This is a genomic window from Lentzea sp. (assembly GCF_035525475.1).
In the GTDB taxonomy this organism is placed as follows: domain Bacteria; phylum Actinomycetota; class Actinomycetes; order Mycobacteriales; family Pseudonocardiaceae; genus Lentzea.
The window spans coordinates 20,052-36,369 of the sequence record NZ_DATLEC010000265.1 but is presented as its reverse complement, the minus strand read 5'-3'; the positions used below and the strand labels follow the sequence as shown (position 1 = coordinate 36,369).

Sequence of the window (16,318 nt, the reverse complement as noted above, 5' to 3'; positions counted from 1 at the left end):
AATCGACGGTCGAACCGCTGTCGAATGACATCGGTGACCGACCGGCTCTTGTAGCCGCCACCGGACTCCGCCTACGGTCGCCTGGGAGCGCTCCCAGAACGCCCGTCGACGAGGACGGAGAACCTCAAGACCATGAGATCGCAACCCCCACGCCTGCTCGCCGCGACCCTGCTCGTGGCGCTCACCGCGTTCCCGCTCGCGGCCCCGGCCGCCGCGGCGGACTACGAGCGCGTGCTCAACGGAGGGTTCGACTCCGGCGCCGCCGACCCCTGGTGGAGCGGCGCCGGAGTGACGAACCGCGTGACCGGCGGCGAGCTGTGCGCGTCGGTGACCGGCGGCACGACGAACCCCTGGGACGCGCTGATCGGCCAGAACGGCGTCCCGTTCGAGAGCGGCCAGTCCTACACGTTCTCGTTCGACGCGCACGCCACGACGGCGCAGCCCGTCACGGCCGCGGCGGGCGAGAGCGTCAGCCCGTACCGAGGGATCGCGAGCCAGCAGTTCACGCTCTCCCCTGCCAAGCAGCACTTCACGTTCACCTTCACGTCCACTTTGGACTTCCCGGACGCGGGCAACGGCCAGGTGGCGTTCCAGCTGGGCGGCCAGACGTTCGACAACACGATCTGTGTGGACAACGTCTCGCTGATCGGCGGCGTGAACCCTCCGGGTGGGGTGAACCCCAACCCCACCAAGAAGGTCCAGGTCGACCTGGTGGCGTACGCGCCGGGCCTGCCCAAGCGCGCGACGCTCGTCTCCACCGCCACGACGCCGCAGGCTTGGACCCTCAAGAACTCCGCGGGCGCGACGGTCGCGAGTGGCCAGAGCACCCCGAAGGGCGCGGACGCCACGTCCGGCGACTCGGTGCACCAGATCGACTTCTCGTCGTTCGACACGCCCGGCACCGGCTACACGCTGACCGTCGGCGAGGACAGCAGCTTCCCGTTCGACATCTCCGCGGACCCGTTCAAGCGGCTGCGCTACGACTCGCTCGCGTTCTTCTACCACCAGCGCAGCGGAACGCCGATCGAGGCGCAGTACGTCGGTGACGAGTACGCGCGGCCCGCCGGTCACGTCAACGTCGCGCCCAACCAGGGCGACAACAACGTGCCGTGCCGCGCCGACCTCGCGTGCGGCTACACGCTGGACGTGCGCGGCGGCTGGTACGACGCGGGCGACCACGGCAAGTACGTCGTCAACGGCGGCATCGCGACCTGGCAGCTCCTCAACGCCTACGAGCGCGCCACCCGGGTCGGCGACGCCACGGCGTTCCGCGACGGCACCCTCGCCATCCCGGAGAAGGCCAACGGCGTGCCCGACCTCCTCGACGAGGCGCGCTGGGAGGTCGACTTCCTGCTGAAGATGCAGGCGCCCGACGGCATGGCGCACCACAAGATCCACGACGCCAACTGGACCGCGCTGCCCACCCGTCCGGAACTGGACGACCAGGTGCGAAGGCTGTCCGCGACCAGCACGGCGGCGACGCTGAACCTGGCCGCGGTGGCCGCGCAGGCGTCCCGGCTGTGGAAGAGCATCGACGCGACGTACTCCACGACGCTGCTCACGGCGGCGCGCAAGGCGTACGCGGCGGCCAAGGCCAACCCGGCCAAGCTCGCCGACCCGAACGACGGCACGGGCGGCGGCGCGTACAGCGACGACACCGTGAGCGACGAGTTCTACTGGGCCGCCTCGGAGCTCTACGCGACCACCGGCGACAGCGCCTACCGCACCGACGTGACGGCGTCCCCGCACTACAGGGCGGCCAGCCTCAACCGGGGCGGCTTCCACTGGGGCGGAACGGCTCCGCTGGGCGACATCACGCTGGCCCTCGTCCCGAACGGCCTGCCCGCCGCGGACGTCACGGCGATCAAGTCCGCGTTCGCCACCGTCGCGGACGAGCACCTGGCCGCCATGGCCGGCATGGGGTATGCCACGCCGTACGACAACAGCACGGCCGGCTACGTCTGGGGCTCGAACTCCACGGTCCTCAACAACGCCCAGGTGCTCGCGCTGGCCCACGACTTCACCGGCGCGGCGAAGTACCGCGACGGCGTCTTCGAGGCACTGCACTACATCCTCGGCCGCAACCCGCTGAGCACCTCGTACGTGGCGGGCTACGGAGACCAGGCCGTGCGGAACGTGCACCACAGGTTCTGGGCGAACCAGAACGACCCGACGCTGCCCATCGCGCCGCCCGGCTCGCTCTCCGGCGGCCCGAACAGCGCGCTGCAGGACCCGGTGGCCCAGCGCCTGCTGGCCGGCTGCCCGCAGCAGAGGTGCTGGGTGGACGACATCGGCGCCTACTCGGTGAACGAGGTGGCCGTCAACTGGAACTCCGCGCTCGCCTGGGTGTCGGGCTGGGCGGCGGAGAAGTCGGGAACGTCCACGCCCAAGTCCGACTGCGAGGTCGGCTTCAGCGCCAACCGGTGGCCGGACGGCATGTCGGCGCAGGTGAAGCTCACCAACACCGGCACGGTGGCGTGGAAGGACTGGAAGCTCGGGTTCGCGTTCCCCGGCACGCAGCGCGTCACCGCCGGGTGGTCGGCGACCTGGGGCCAGACCGGGCAGGACGTGACGGCGACCAGCATGCCGTGGAACGGCAAGGTCGAGCCGGGCAAGTCCGTCTACATCGGGTTCAACGGGGCCGGGAGCGGTGCTGATCCGGCCGCCTTCTCGGTGAACGGCAAGGCCTGCAAGACCGCCTGACGCACCACCCTCCCGCGAGCGCCCGTTGCCACCTCGGTGGCGGCGGGCGCTTCGCTTTCCGGGCGGGCCGGGTGGTAGCTCGGCGGTCGACGAACCAGGCGGCAACCCCGCCAGCCCAGCGGTCCACCGCGGTCATCGGACCCCCACCAGACCAATCCCCGAAGCCGCCGCACCACCTCCCCGACCGGCGTCGCAGACGGGAATCCGCCACCGGCGACACGACCGAAATTTCTCCGGCGAACCCGGAACCGCCAGGCCTGGCGTTTCCCCTGAAAGCCGCCTGTGAGCGCTAACAGGCGTCACCTGGCGTTATCGTCTCGACACTTGACGGCGAAGTTGTTAGCGATAACACTCGCCGCCTACAGCACTGTTGCCTGTCGGTGACATCGAGGAGAACCAATGAGGCTTGTCCGGATCGCGGTCACCACCGCACTCGCCGTCTCCCTCGCGGCCTGCGGTTCAGCGGAGAAGACAGTCGACCAGAAGACCGGTGCGGGGGAAGGCTCCCTGGTGGGCGTCACGATGCCCACGCGGTCGTCCGAGCGGTGGGTCCGCGACGGCGACAGCCTCAAGAAGTCGCTGGAGGCCAAGGGGTACAAGGTCGACCTGCAGTACGCGGAGGACAGCATCCCCACGCAGGCCAACCAGATCGAGAACCAGATCACCAAGGGCGTCAAGCTGCTGATCGTCGCCTCGATCGACGGCAAGTCGCTCAGCTCGCAGCTGCAGCAGGCCGCCGACGCGAAGATCCCGGTGATCTCCTACGACCGCCTGCTCCTCAACACGCCGAACGTCGACTACTACGCGACTTTCGACAACTTCAAGGTCGGCGTGCAGCAGGCGAACTCGCTGCTGGCCGGGCTGAAGACGAAGGGCGAGGGCCCGTTCAACATCGAGTTGTTCGCCGGGTCGTCCGACGACAACAACGCGACGTTCTTCTTCAACGGCGCGATGTCCGTCCTCCAGCCGTTGATCGACCAGGGCAAGCTCGTCGTGAAGTCGGGCCAGAAGGACTTCAACACCGTCGCGATCCTGCGCTGGGACCCGGCCACCGCGCAGAAGCGCATGGAGGACCTGCTCACCTCGACCTACGGCGGCGCCAAGGTCGACGGGGTCCTGTCCCCCTTCGACGGCCTCTCGATCGGCATCATCTCCGCGCTCAGGAGCAACGGCTACGGCACGAACGGCCAGGCGCTCCCGATCGTGACCGGGCAGGACGCCCAGGTCGCCTCGGTGAAGTCGATCATCGCCGGTGAGCAGTACTCCACGATCTTCAAGGACCTCCGCCAGCTCACCGACGTCGCGGCGAAGATGGCCGACGCGGTGCTCAAGGGCGGCAAGCCCGAGGTCAACAACACCACGGACTACAACAACGGCGTCAAGGTCGTGCCGTCGTTCCTGCTCCAGCCGGTTCCCGTGGACAAGGCGAACTACCAGAAGGAACTGGTCGAGTCCGGCTACTACACCGCCGACCAGATCAGGTAGGACCCGTGTCCGACGACATCCTGGTGATGCGTGGCATCACCAAGAGGTTCGCGGGTGTCACCGCGCTGCACGAGGTCTCGCTGACCGTGCGGCGCGGTGAGATCCACGCGATCTGCGGGGAGAACGGCGCGGGCAAGTCCACGCTGATGAAGGTGCTGTCCGGGGTGCACCCGCACGGCACGTACGACGGCGAGATCCTGTTCGAGGGTGAGCCGTGCGAGTTCCACGGCGTGCGCGACAGCGAGCGCCGCGGCATCGTGATCATCCACCAGGAGCTGGCGCTGTGCGGCCAGCTCTCCGTAGCGGAGAACCTGTTCCTGGGCAACGAGAGGGCGCGGCGCGGGCTCATCGACTGGAACCGCACCAACCACGACGCCCAGGCGCTGCTCGACCGCGTGGGACTGCGGGAGAACCCGACCACGAGGATCGACGACCTCGGTGTCGGCAAGCAGCAGCTCGTGGAGATCGCCAAAGCGCTGTCCAAGGAGGTCAGCCTCCTCATCCTGGACGAGCCGACGGCGGCGTTGAACGACGACGACTCCCAGCACCTGCTCGACCTGCTCGACGGCCTGCGGGACGAGGGCATCACCTCGGTGATCATCTCCCACAAGCTGGGCGAGGTCACCAGGATCGCCGACACGGTCACCGTCCTGCGCGACGGGAGGACGATCGAGACGCTTCCCGCGGTTGGACTCAGCGAGGACCGCATCATCGCCGGGATGGTCGGCCGCGACCTCGAGGACCGGTTCCCGCCGCGCACGCCCGACATCGGCGAGGAGGTGCTGCGGATCGAGGACTGGACCGTGCACAGCCCTGCCCAGCCCGACCGCAAGGTCGTCGACGGAGCCACGCTGTCGTTGCGGCGCGGGGAGATCGTCGGTCTCGCCGGGCTGATGGGCGCGGGCCGCACCGAGCTCGCGATGAGCGTGTTCGGCCGGTCCTACGGCGTCGGCGTCTCGGGCCGGGTGGTCAAGGACGGCCGGGAGATCGACACGCGTTCGGTGCGGGCCGCGATCCGCCACGGCATCGCCTACGTGAGCGAGGACCGCAAGCGCTACGGGCTCAACCTGATCGAGGGAGTGCAGCGCAACGTCTCCGCCGCCGCCCTGGACAAGCTCGCGAACCGCGGCTGGGTGAACGAGAACGAGGAGAACGCGGTCGCCGAGCGGTACCGGCGGTCGATGGGCATCAGGACGTCGACCGTGGCGACCCCGACCGGCACGTTGTCCGGCGGCAACCAGCAGAAGGTCGTCCTGGCGAAGTGGATGTTCACCGACCCGGACGTGCTGATCCTCGACGAGCCGACGCGCGGCATCGACGTCGGCGCCAAGTACGAGATCTACTCGATCATCAACGACCTGGCCGCCCAGGGCCGCGCGGTGCTGGTGATCTCCTCGGAGCTGCCGGAGCTCCTCGGCCTGTGTGATCGCGTGTACGCGCTGTCGGAGGGCCGCATCACCGGTGAGGTGAGCCGCGAAGAGGCCACGCAGGAACGCCTGATGCAGTACATGACGCGAGGACAGAGCTCATGACCACGAAGACCGCGCCCGCCCCCGCCGCCGCACCGCCCGCCCGGTCGCGCCGGTTCTCGATCAACCTGCGGCAGTCGGGCATCTACGTCGCGTTCGCGTTGATCGTCGTGCTGTTCACGGTGCTGACCGGTGGCGACCTGCTGCAGCCGCAGAACATCTCGAACATCATCGTGCAGAACTCCTACGTGCTGATCCTCGCGATCGGCATGATCCTGGTGATCATCGGCGGGCACATCGACCTCTCGGTCGGCTCGACGGTCGCGCTCACCGGAGCCATCTGCGCGGTGCTGACCGTCCAATGGGGACTGCCGTGGCCGGTGGCCGTGCTGCTGACGCTGCTGGCCGGCGCGCTCATCGGGGCGGCACAGGGCTACTGGATCGCGTACTTCGGCATCCCCGCGTTCATCGTCACGCTGGCGGGCATGCTCGTGTTCCGCGCCCTCACCATGACCACGCTGGGCAACCAGGGCATCGGCCCGTTCCCCAGCGAGATCCGGTCGCTCGCCAACGGGTTCAGCGGCGGCTACCTCGGCAACGTCGCACTCGGTCCGCTCGGTGGCGCCGACCTGGTGAGCCTGCTCGCCGGGCTCGCCTGCGTGGCGGGGTTCGCGTTCTCGCAGTGGCGCAAGCGCTCCGCCCGGCTCAGCTACGGCCAGACCGTCGACCCGATGCCGCTGTTCGTGCTCAAGATCGTGGGCGTGGGCGTCGTCGTGATGGCGGTCGTGGTGCAGCTCGCCCGGTTCCGCAACCTGCCGTGGGTGCTGGTGCTGCTCGCGGCGCTCGCGCTCGGCTACTCGCTGATGGCGAACAACTCGGTGTTCGGACGGCACATCTACTCGATCGGCGGCAACCTGCAGGCCGCCACGCTGTCCGGCGTGAAGGTCAAGGCCGTCACGTTCTGGCTGTTCGTCAACATGGGCGCGCTGGCCGCGCTCGCCGGCGTGATCTTCGCCGGCCGCCTCAACCAGGCCGGTCCGACGGCGGGCGCGTCGTTCGAGCTGGACGCCATCGCGGCCGCGTTCATCGGCGGCGCGGCGGTGCAGGGCGGCGTCGGCAAGGTCGTCGGCGCCATCACCGGCGGCCTGATCATGGGCGTGATCAACAACGGCATGTCGCTGATCGGCTCGCCCAGCGAACGCGTGATGCTCGTGAAGGGCCTAGTCCTGCTCGCGGCGGTCGCCTACGACGTCTGGACCAAGCGACGCGCCTGAGCACCCAACCAGGAAGGCGATAATGGCATCCCTGCGCCACTTCAGCCTCGTCGTGGTCGTGACGGCCGCGCTGGAAGTGCCGAACATCGGCGACGTCCGCGGACACCTCACCCTGCCCACCACCGGCGCCGACGGCACGACCGTCACGTGGAGGTCGTCCAACAGCGAGGTCATCACCCCGACCGGTGAGGTGACCAGGCCTCCCGCGAGCAGCAGGCCGGTCAAGGTCGTGCTGACCGCGAAGGTGAGCCGCGGGCAGCAGAGCACCACGCGCGCGCTCACCGCCACCGTCACGCCGTTGCCCGTCAAGGAACCCCTCGCGGGCTACGGCTTCTTCTACTTCACCGGCGAGAGCAGCCCGATCGGCGAGCAGATCTACGCCGCCGCCAGCAACGGCAACAACCCGCTCGACTTCTCCGAGGTCAACGGCGGCCGGCCGATCCTCAAGTCCAGCCTCGGCGAACTGGGCGTGCGCGACCCGTTCATCCTGCGCTCCCCCGACGGCGACAGGTTCTACCTGCTGGCCACGGACCTCAAGATCAACGGCGGGCGCGGCTGGGACGCGGCGCAGCGCACCGGCAGCCGGTCGATCATGGTGTGGGAGTCGGCCGACCTGCGGAACTGGTCGCGCCAGCGCAGCGTCCAGGTGTCACCGCCGACAGCGGGCAACACGTGGGCGCCCGAGGCGTTCTGGGACGCGCAGCGCGGCAACTACGTCGTCTACTGGGCGTCGAAGCTGTACGCGGAGAACGATCCAGGCCACACCGGCAGCAGCTACAACCGGATGATGTACGCGACCACGCGCGACTTCGTCACGTTCAGCCCGGCGAAGGTGTGGATCGACCCCGGTTACTCGGTCATCGACTCGACGGTCATCGAGCACAACGGCACCTACTACCGCTACACCAAGGACGAGCGGAACAACTCGTCGTCCTCGCCGTGCAGCAAGTACATCACCGCGGAGAAGTCGACCGACCTGCTCGACCCCGGCTACGACTTCGTCGCCGAGTGCATCGGCAAGGCCACCTCGACGAGCCCGGGACTCTCCGCCGGTGAGGGCCCGACCGGGTTCAAGTCCAACACCGAGAACAGGTGGTACCTCTTCATCGACGAGTACGGCGGCCGCGGCTACGTGCCGTTCGAGACCACCGACCTCGCCTCCGGGAAGTGGACCATGTCCACCGGCGCCCGCCTGCCCGCCTCTCCGCGCCACGGCACGGTGCTGCCGGTGACGCAGGCCGAGCTCACCCGGCTCACCGCGGCGCCGGCGCCGGTGAAGGCCGATTCGAACGGCCTGGTCGCGCACTGGCCGCTCACCGGTTCCGCCACCGACGCCACCGGTCACGGCTACGACGGCGCGCTCGCCGGCAACGTCACGTGGTCCGAGGGCTCGCTGTCGTTCCGTGGTGGGCACGTCCAGCTGCCGGACAACCTGCTGACAGGTGCGCAGGCCGCGACGATCTCCGCGGACGTGCTGGTCGACCCCGGCCAGCAGACGCCGTACTTCCTCCACGGGTTCGGCAACACCGCACCGGACGGCGTCGGCAGCGGCTACCTGTTCAGCACCGGCGACACCTACCGCGGCGCGATCGCGACCGGCAACTGGTCGACCGAGCAGGGCGCGAACTCCGGCCGTGCGCTGCCGCGCGGCGTCTGGAAGAACGTGGCGCTGACCGTCGGCGGTGGTGTGGAGGTGCTCTACCTGGACGGCGTCGAGGTGGCCCGCAGGACCGGCGTCACCATCAAGCCGTCGGACATCGGCGGCGGCATCACCACGGCCAACTACCTGGGCAGGTCGGTCTACTCGGGCGACAAGCCGTTCCTCGGCAGGATGAAGGACGTCCGCCTGTACAACCGGGCGCTGTCCGCGAACGAGGTGGGAGCGCTCCCCTTCAACGCGACGCTGATCCGGTCAGCCGGGCACGACTCGCTCGCAGCGCCCGCGGTCATCGAGCCCGGCAGCGTGGTGCTCCCCGTGCGGCCCGGCACCGACCTGCGCCGCGTTCAACCGGACTTCGGCCTGGCCCCCGGCGCCTCCATCACGCCGAGTGGTCCGGTCGACCTGCGCAAACCTCGCAAATTCACCGTGCGGTCGGGGCGCGAGAGTCGCGAGTGGACGGTCGAGGCGCACGAGATGCGCAGTCCCGTGCTGCCCGGCCTCAACGCCGACCCGAACATCGTGGCGTTCGGCGACACCTACTACATCTACGCGACCACGGACGGCTTCGACGGGTGGAGCGGCACGAGGTTCTCCGCCTGGTCCTCGAAGAACCTCGTCGACTGGACGGACGAGGGCGTGGTCCTCGACCTCGGACCCGGCGTGAGCTGGGCCGACCGCAACGCCTGGGCGCCTGCCATCGTCGAGCGGGACGGCAGGTACTACTTCTACTTCTGCGCCGAGGCCAAGATCGGCGTCGCCGTGAGCGACTCCCCCACCGGCCCGTTCACCGACTCCGGTCACCCCCTGGTCGCCGCCAATCCGAACGGCGGCCAGGCGATCGACCCGGCGGTCTTCGTCGACGGCTCCGGCCGGCCGTACCTCTATTGGGGCAACGGTGAGGCGTACGTCGTTCCGCTGAACAATGACATGATCTCCTACGATGCGGGGAAGGTCACCCGGATCACCGGACTGACGGACTTCCGCGAGGGCCTCTTCATGGTGGAGCGCAAGGGCACGTACTACCTGAGCTGGTCGGTCGACGACACCCGCAGCGAGGACTACCGCGTCGCCTACGCCACCGCCCCGAGCCCCACCGGCCCCTTCACCAACCGCGGCCTGGTCCTGAGCAAGGACACGAGGCTCGGGATCAGGGGAACCGGCCACAGCTCGATGCTGCGGGTGCCGGGAACCGACGACTGGTACCTCGTGTACCACCGGTTCGCCATCCCGGGCGGAGACGGCACGCACCGTGAGACCACAATCGACCGGATGAGGTTCGACCGCGACGGAAACATCGTCCCGGTCGTGCCGACCCTGGAAAGCGTCGCACCACAACGGATCCGGCCTCGGCACTGCCGGGCCCAGGTCAACTGATTCGAGGAGTTCCATGTCGCAGCGGGAACCCGAGCTCAGCCGCGAGCTCTTCGGCAGGCTCGGTGACACCGACGTCCACCGGTACGTCCTCTCGTGGCCGGGTGGGATCACCGTGCGCGTGCTGGACTACGGCGGCGTGATCCAGTCGCTGGAGGCGCCGGACCGCGATGGCGTGCCCGCCAACGTGGTGCTCGGGTTCCCCTCGCTCGACGACTACGCCGAGAACAGCCGGCCGGGCGCGAACAGGGTGTTCTTCGGCGCCCTGGTCGGCCGGTACGCCAACCGGATCGCCCGCGGCACGTTCACCCTCGACGGCGTCGTGCACCACGTGCCGGTCAACGACGGCCCGAACAGCCTGCACGGCGGACCGGCCGGTTTCGACACCGAGGTGTGGACCTCGACCGAACTGCGCGAAACGGACAGCGTGGGCGTGCGGCTGGAACTGGTGAGCCCGGACGGCGACAGCGGCTTCCCCGCCACCGTGTCCGCACAGGTGACGTACCGCCTGTACAGCGACAACAGGCTCAGCATCACCTACCGCGCGACCGCGGACGCGCCGACGGTGCTCAACATGACCAACCACACCTACTGGAACCTCGCCGGCGAGGGCAGCGGCGACGTGTGCGGTCAGTCGCTGATGCTCAACGCGAGCCGGTTCTGCGCGGTCGACCAGACCCTGATCCCGCTCGGCGACCCGGTGCCGGTCGAGGCAGGCCCGTTCGACTTCCGGCTGCCGACCGCGATCGGCGCCCGCATCGGCCGGTCGCACCCCCAGCTGGAGATCGCGGGCGGCTACGACCACAACTGGGTGCTGGACGACGGCGGCCCGTTCGCCGCGCAGGCCTGCGACCCGGAGTCGGGGCGCCTGCTCACGATGTGGACGACGGAACCCGGCGTGCAGTTCTACTCCGGGAACTTCCTGACCGACGAGCTGGTCGGCACCGGCGGCCGTCCGTACGGCCGCCACGCGGGGTTCGCCCTGGAGGCGCAGCACTTCCCGGACTCACCGAACCGCCCGGACTTCCCCAGCACGGTGCTGCGGCCCGGTGAGGTCTACCACCAGGAGACCGTCTTCCAGCTGTCCACTGCGGACTGAGTTTCGAAAAGTCACCGCTGCGCAACAGACATCGAATCGACAGGTGAATCGAAAGGGCGCGAAACATCGAGCGGGCACCCTCGTGGTGTGTTCCAGGAATCCGCTCTGCACGACCTGAGTCCTGACGACCGAGCCTTGTTCGAGGCGTTCGGTTCGGGACCGATTCGCACGCCTCCGTTCGACCACGTGCACCACGCTGTCGAGACGCACGCGGCCCGGCGTCCGCACGTGACGGCGGTGGAGCACCTCGGCGAGTCGCTGACGTACGCGGAGCTCGACATCAGGGCTTCCCTGCTGGCCGAGCTCCTCGTCCGCCGGGGTGTGCGGCCCGGCGACCACGTGGGGCTGTTCCTGTCGCGGTCGATCTCCATGGTGGTCGGGATCCTCGCGGTGCTGAAGGCGGGCGCGGCCTACGTGCCGCAGGACGCGCGCACGGCGTCGCAGGACGAACTGCGGCGCGTGGTGCGCCACACGCGCATCGACGTCGTGCTCACCACGAGCGAGGACGCGGCCGTGTTGCCCGACCACCTCGCCGCGGTCGTCACCATCGACACGCTGCCGGACGTCCGGGCGTTCCACCGCACGATCACCGCGGACTCGGAGATCGCCGCCGTCGTCCTCACCTCGGGGACCGGCGTGCGGATCTCGCACGCCACCCTGTGCAACGTCCTGCTGACCGCGCCGGGGTCGTTGCGCATCACCCCGGGAACCAGGGTGTCGCAGCTGCTGCACATCGCCTCCCGCACGGCGATGTGGGAGATCCTCGGCGCCCTGGTGAACGGCGGCACGCTGGTGCTCCGGGGCGACGACGCCGAACGGACCGCGAGCACCGCGGACGTCGTGATCGCCACGCCCGGCGTCCTCCAGTCGATCGACCCGGACAGGTGCCGCCGCGCGCACACCGTCGCGGTCACCGGGGAACGCTGTCCGCGCGCGCTGGCGGACCGGTGGTCGCGCCGCGCGGCGTTCTTCAACGCGTGCGGCCGGACCGAGCTCGGCATCGTCAACACCGTGCAGCAGCACGAACCGGGATCCGGGCCGCTCGCCATCGGAAGGCCCGTGCCGAACACGACCGTCTACGTCCTCGACGAGGACCGGCGACCGTGCCCGATCGGCGCGATCGGTGAGATGTGGGCCGGCGGAGCGTGCGTGACGGAGGGGTACGCCGGCCTCGCCGACCTGACGGCGCGGTGGTACCGCCCCGACCCGTTCCTCGGCGGGGATCACGTGATGTTCCGGACGCACGACCTCGTCCGGTGGACGTCCGACGGCAGGCTGGAACACCACGGACAGGTCGGCGACCTGGTGGAGGTGCGCGGGTTCCGGGTCTCGCCGTACGCGGTCACCACGGCGCTGGAGAGCGCGGAGGACTGCGACCACGCCACGACCCTGGTGCACGACGGGAGGCTGACCAGCTTCATCAGCCCCGCTACCGCGTCACCGGACGCCGCCCGCCGCGCGGTCGCGCAGCGGCTGCCGTACTACTGCGTGCCCGGTCTCATCGTCCCGGTCGGCTCTTTGCCCGCCACGGATCGCGGCAAGCTCGACCAGCCCGCCCTGCTGTCGCGGCTGGACGGGGAGCGGCAGGCGCCGGTGGCGTGACGTGACGCGGCGCGGGCCCCGCACTGGCGCTGTGCGGGACCCGCACCACGTCACGGGGTGGACAGCTCGAACCGCTGCACCCCGACCGTGCCCCCGAGGGACTGCGTGGCGTGGTTGAAGATGCCGAACCGGTAGCCCATGAAGAACTGCCACTCGTTCTTCAAGGTGAACCCGGACCCGAGCGAGGTGAAGTTCACCCCGTCGGTGCTGTACGAGAACCGGGCTTGCCGCCCGCTCCCGGGACGGATGTCGGCGTTGGCGCGCAACCAGATCCTGGTGCCGCTGAGGTTCGCACCGGCGACCTCGGTGCCGGTGCCGGTGGTGTTCCAGTTGCTGTCCATGGTGAGGCCGTTGACCATGACGACGCGGTTGCGGCCGTTGTCCCGCTTCACCCCGATCCACGCCGAGGAGTCCCGCAGCATCGCGAGGCCGCTGCGGTCACCGTCCCGCATCGCGCTCACGTCGAGGGTGACGGTGGCGGTGGACGTCGGGCCCTGGACGCGGTGGGTGAGGGTGTTGCGGGCGTTGTACAGGTCGCCGGTGACGGTCGCCGTCGACAGGCTCAGGCCGTTGTTGACGCTGAACTTCGTGGTGTCGGGGTTGTGATTCCACTCCCACTGCGGCCCGAGTCTCGTGCCCTCGAACGTGTCCACGCCGGTCATGGGTTTGACCTGACGTGGTGGCGCGGGCAGGTTCGGCATCGGGTAGTTCGCACCCCAGCCGCCGTTGACGGTGGTGATGCGCGGCCAGCCGTCGGAGGTCCACGTGATCGGCGCGAGCACCGGCACGCGGCCGCCGGGGTAGGCGTCGACGAACGCCATGTAGTACCAGTCGCCGTTCTGCGTCTGCACCAGCCCGCCCTGGTGCGGCACTCCCCCGCCCTGGATCGGCGTGGGCATGTTCAGCAGCACCTGCTGGACGGTGTAGGGGCCCCACGGGCTCGACGACTTGAGGACGTACTGGCCGTTGGCCGGCCTGGTCAGCCAGATGTAGTAGCTGCCGTTGCGCTTGTAGAACCGCGCGCCTTCCAGCGTGCCGATGTTCGACGGCGTCTGGAACACCTGCTGCGACCGCACTTCCGACTTCCCGTCGGCCGACAGCTGCGCGACGCTGATCGTGGTGTTGCCGTAGGCAACGTACATCGTGTCGTTGTCGTCGACCAGCATTCCTGCGTCGTAGTAGCACTTGTTGATGGTGGACAGCTTGGACCACTGCCCGTCCACCGCGGTGGCGGTGTAGATGTGGGTCTGGGCGAAGTCGACGCAGCCGCCCCAGTAGAAGGTGTTGTTGCTCTTGCGGTGGTTGAGGAACGACGCCCAGATGCCGCGGACGTACCCCCTGGCGCCGTTGAGGTCGTACTTGGAGCCGAAGTCCAGCCGTGGCACCGAATGTCCGGCGAACTCCCAGTTGACCAGGTCGTAGGACCGCAGGACCGGCGCACCCGGCGAGTAGTGCATGGTCGAGGCCGAGTAGTAGTACGCGTCGCCGACGCGGATGATGTCGATGTCCGCGAAGTCCTGCCACAGCACCGGGTTCGTGAAGGATGCCGGACGTGGTGTGGTCGTCGTGGTGGTAGTGGTCGTCGTCGTGGTGGTGCTCGTGGTCGGCTGCGTGCCGCTGTTGCACGTGGTTCCGTTGAGGCGGAACGACACCGGGTCGGCGTTGGCGGAGCCGGACGTGGCGTTGAACCCGAACTCGACCTTGCCGCCGGACGGCACGGAGCCGTTGTAGGAGGCGTTGCGAGCGCTCACATCGCCGCCGGTCTGCGTGATCACGGCGTTCCAGTGCTGCCCGACCTGCTGGCCGGAGGCGTAGGTCCACTCGAGCGTCCAGCCGGTGAGCGCGTCGCCGGTGTTCGTGACGGAGACGGACGCGCCGAATCCGCCCTGCCACTCGGAGGTCCTGGTGTAGGTGACCGAACAGCCCGGTGCCGCCTGCGCGGTCGTGCTCGCCGCGAGTCCCGCGGCCACCAGGGTGAGGGCGGACAGCGCCGCCGCGGCCGGAGCCCATCTCATGATCGTGACCACCTCTGGTTGTTCTGACCGTTGCAGGTCCACAGCACGAGCCGGGAGCCGTTGCCGGTCGCGGCGCCCTCGACGTCGAGGCACAGCCCGGCGTTGGTGTTGCGGACCGTTCCGTCGGAGCCGATCGTCCAGCGCTGGTTCGCCTGGCCGTTGCACTGCCAGACGATGACGCGCGTGCCGTTGGCGGTGCCCTGGTCGTACGCGTCGAGGCACTTGTCGCCGAACACGCGGATCTCACCGTTGGCCCACGACGTCCACCGCTGGGACGCGGGCGTCAGGCAGTCCTGGACCACGACGTTGGCACCGGCGGCCGTGGAGCCGTTCTCGACGTCGAGGCACCGGTTCGACCCCGCGCCGCGGAACCGCGAGGTGGTGTTGTCCAGAGGACTTCCACCGCTCACCCGGAACGCGGTGACACCGTGCGCGGGCACGGAGGCGGAGATCGCGCCGGACGTGCTCGACGTGCCACCGGTCCACAGGTCGGTCAGCGAGAAGCTGGTGCCGGACAGGCCGATCTGGGCGGCCGTCGTGGCGATCGTCGCGGTCGCGGAACCCCGGTTGAACAGGCCCACGGCGACCGTGCCGTCCGCGAGGGGTTTGGCGAAGACCTCCGTGGCACCGTCGTCGCGCACCCGGCGCCCGCCCGCGCCGAGGCGGTCCTGGTTCACCGCGAGCAGGCGCTGGTTGCGCAGGATCGCGCTCACGTCCGACGACATCGTGCGGATGTCGTTGCCCGCCATGAGAGGCGCCGCCATCAGCGCCCAGAGCGTGAAGTGCGAGCGGGACTCGGTGAGCGTGAGCCCCGGACGCCCGACGACCAGCATGTCCGGGTCGTTCCAGTGGCCGGGACCGGCCTGCACGGCGAGCGGCGCGGTCACGTCGAGGACGTTGCCCACGCCCATCGGGTAGCTGTTGGTGTTGCCGTTCTGCCAGATGTCCAGCAGGTCCTCGGTGGTGCGCCACAGGTCGGCGACCTCGCTCCAGTCGTACCTGTCGCCGGTGGGAGCGTGGAAGCTGTTGGGGTTGATGCTGTAGACGATCGGCCTGCCGGTGGCGCGCAGGGCGTCCCGCATGATCGAGAACCGGGCGACCTGCTCGTCGCGGGTGCCGGCGCCGGAGCACCAGTCGTACTTCAGGTAGTCGACGCCCCACGACGCGAAGGACCGCGCGTCCTGGACCTCGTGGCCCTTGCTGCCGGTCGAACCGGGGAAGGCGCCGGTTCCCTGTGCGCAGGTCTTCTCGTTGGGAACCTGGTAGATGCCGAACTTGAGGCCTCGCGCGTGGATGTAGTCCCCCAGCGCCTTCATGCCGCTCGGGAACTTCGACGGGTGCGCCCGCAGCGCGCCCGACGAGTCGCGCTGCGGGTCGAACCAGCAGTCGTCGACGACCACGTACTGGTAGCCCGCGTCCCGCATGCCCGACGACACCATCGCGTCGGCGGCCTGGCGGACCTGGGCCTCGGTGATGCCGCACCCGAAGCTGTTCCAGCTGTTCCAGCCGAGCGGCGGGGTGAGGGCGGGACTGCCGGGCGCCGCGGGAGCGGCGGGGGTGGTGCCGAAGGTCGCCGCCAGCAGGACGGCGGCGAGGAGGAGCTTCCTGGACCGGGTGGGCATCGTTGCCCCTTTCTGGCA

At 69.4% G+C, this 16,318-nt stretch carries 9 protein-coding genes; 7 read left to right on the top strand and 2 right to left on the bottom strand.

Annotated elements, in window-relative coordinates:
- Positions 1-132: 132 nt before the first annotated feature.
- From VM306_RS40475 to VM306_RS40445, 7 genes are all read left to right on the top strand, one after another.
- On the top strand, positions 133-2,703 hold the full coding sequence (locus VM306_RS40475) for a glycoside hydrolase family 9 protein (RefSeq protein WP_325524908.1): 2,571 nt from the start codon (positions 133-135) through the stop codon (positions 2,701-2,703).
- Positions 2,704-3,102: 399 nt separating this feature from the next.
- Positions 3,103-4,188 (top strand): multiple monosaccharide ABC transporter substrate-binding protein, encoded by a 1,086-nt coding sequence (gene chvE / locus VM306_RS40470; protein ID WP_325524906.1) that lies wholly within the window; start codon positions 3,103-3,105, stop codon positions 4,186-4,188.
- A 26-nt stretch (positions 4,189-4,214) separates the two neighbouring features.
- Positions 4,215-5,720: a multiple monosaccharide ABC transporter ATP-binding protein gene (mmsA, locus tag VM306_RS40465; RefSeq protein WP_325525156.1), complete on the top strand. Its 1,506-nt coding sequence runs from the start codon at positions 4,215-4,217 to the stop codon at positions 5,718-5,720.
- A complete protein-coding gene (mmsB, locus tag VM306_RS40460; protein WP_325524904.1) occupies positions 5,717-6,931 on the top strand; it encodes a multiple monosaccharide ABC transporter permease in 1,215 nt (404 codons plus the stop codon). Before mmsA ends, mmsB begins: the two co-directional genes overlap by 4 nt.
- A 22-nt stretch (positions 6,932-6,953) precedes the next feature.
- Positions 6,954-9,965 carry a family 43 glycosylhydrolase gene (locus tag VM306_RS40455; protein ID WP_325524902.1) on the top strand — a complete coding sequence of 1,004 codons (3,012 nt, stop codon included), beginning with the start codon at positions 6,954-6,956 and terminating at the stop codon, positions 9,963-9,965.
- A 13-nt stretch (positions 9,966-9,978) separates the two neighbouring features.
- Positions 9,979-11,061, top strand: coding sequence for an aldose epimerase family protein (locus VM306_RS40450; RefSeq protein WP_325524900.1), 1,083 nt, complete (start codon positions 9,979-9,981; stop codon positions 11,059-11,061).
- A gap of 87 nt (positions 11,062-11,148) precedes the next feature.
- Positions 11,149-12,663, top strand: coding sequence for an AMP-binding protein (locus VM306_RS40445; protein ID WP_325524897.1), 1,515 nt, complete (start codon positions 11,149-11,151; stop codon positions 12,661-12,663).
- Positions 12,664-12,713: 50 nt separating this feature from the next.
- Here the strand turns inward: VM306_RS40445 and VM306_RS40440 are convergent, their stop codons facing one another.
- The gene (locus VM306_RS40440; RefSeq protein WP_325524894.1) at positions 12,714-14,678 is read right to left on the bottom strand and encodes a family 43 glycosylhydrolase; all 1,965 of its coding nucleotides are present in this window, start codon (positions 14,676-14,678) and stop codon (positions 12,714-12,716) included.
- On the bottom strand, positions 14,675-16,300 hold the full coding sequence (locus VM306_RS40435) for a glycoside hydrolase family 27 protein (RefSeq protein WP_325524892.1): 1,626 nt from the start codon (positions 16,298-16,300) through the stop codon (positions 14,675-14,677). The genes VM306_RS40440 and VM306_RS40435 overlap by 4 nt, the downstream gene beginning before the upstream one ends.
- Between the last annotated feature and the right edge of the window lie 18 nt (positions 16,301-16,318).

What these genes read in the sequence shown, in the direction of transcription:
- VM306_RS40475 (WP_325524908.1), top strand. Translation starts at nt 133, where the DNA reads ATGAGATCGCAACCCCCACGCCTGCTCGCCGCGACCCTGCTCGTGGCG.
- chvE (WP_325524906.1), top strand. Translation starts at nt 3,103, where the DNA reads ATGAGGCTTGTCCGGATCGCGGTCACCACCGCACTCGCCGTCTCCCTC.
- mmsA (WP_325525156.1), top strand. Translation starts at nt 4,215, where the DNA reads ATGCGTGGCATCACCAAGAGGTTCGCGGGTGTCACCGCGCTGCACGAG.
- mmsB (WP_325524904.1), top strand. Translation starts at nt 5,717, where the DNA reads ATGACCACGAAGACCGCGCCCGCCCCCGCCGCCGCACCGCCCGCCCGG.
- VM306_RS40455 (WP_325524902.1), top strand. Translation starts at nt 6,954, where the DNA reads ATGGCATCCCTGCGCCACTTCAGCCTCGTCGTGGTCGTGACGGCCGCG.
- VM306_RS40450 (WP_325524900.1), top strand. Translation starts at nt 9,979, where the DNA reads ATGTCGCAGCGGGAACCCGAGCTCAGCCGCGAGCTCTTCGGCAGGCTC.
- VM306_RS40440 (WP_325524894.1), bottom strand. Translation starts at nt 14,678, where the DNA reads ATGAGATGGGCTCCGGCCGCGGCGGCGCTGTCCGCCCTCACCCTGGTG.
- VM306_RS40435 (WP_325524892.1), bottom strand. Translation starts at nt 16,300, where the DNA reads ATGCCCACCCGGTCCAGGAAGCTCCTCCTCGCCGCCGTCCTGCTGGCG.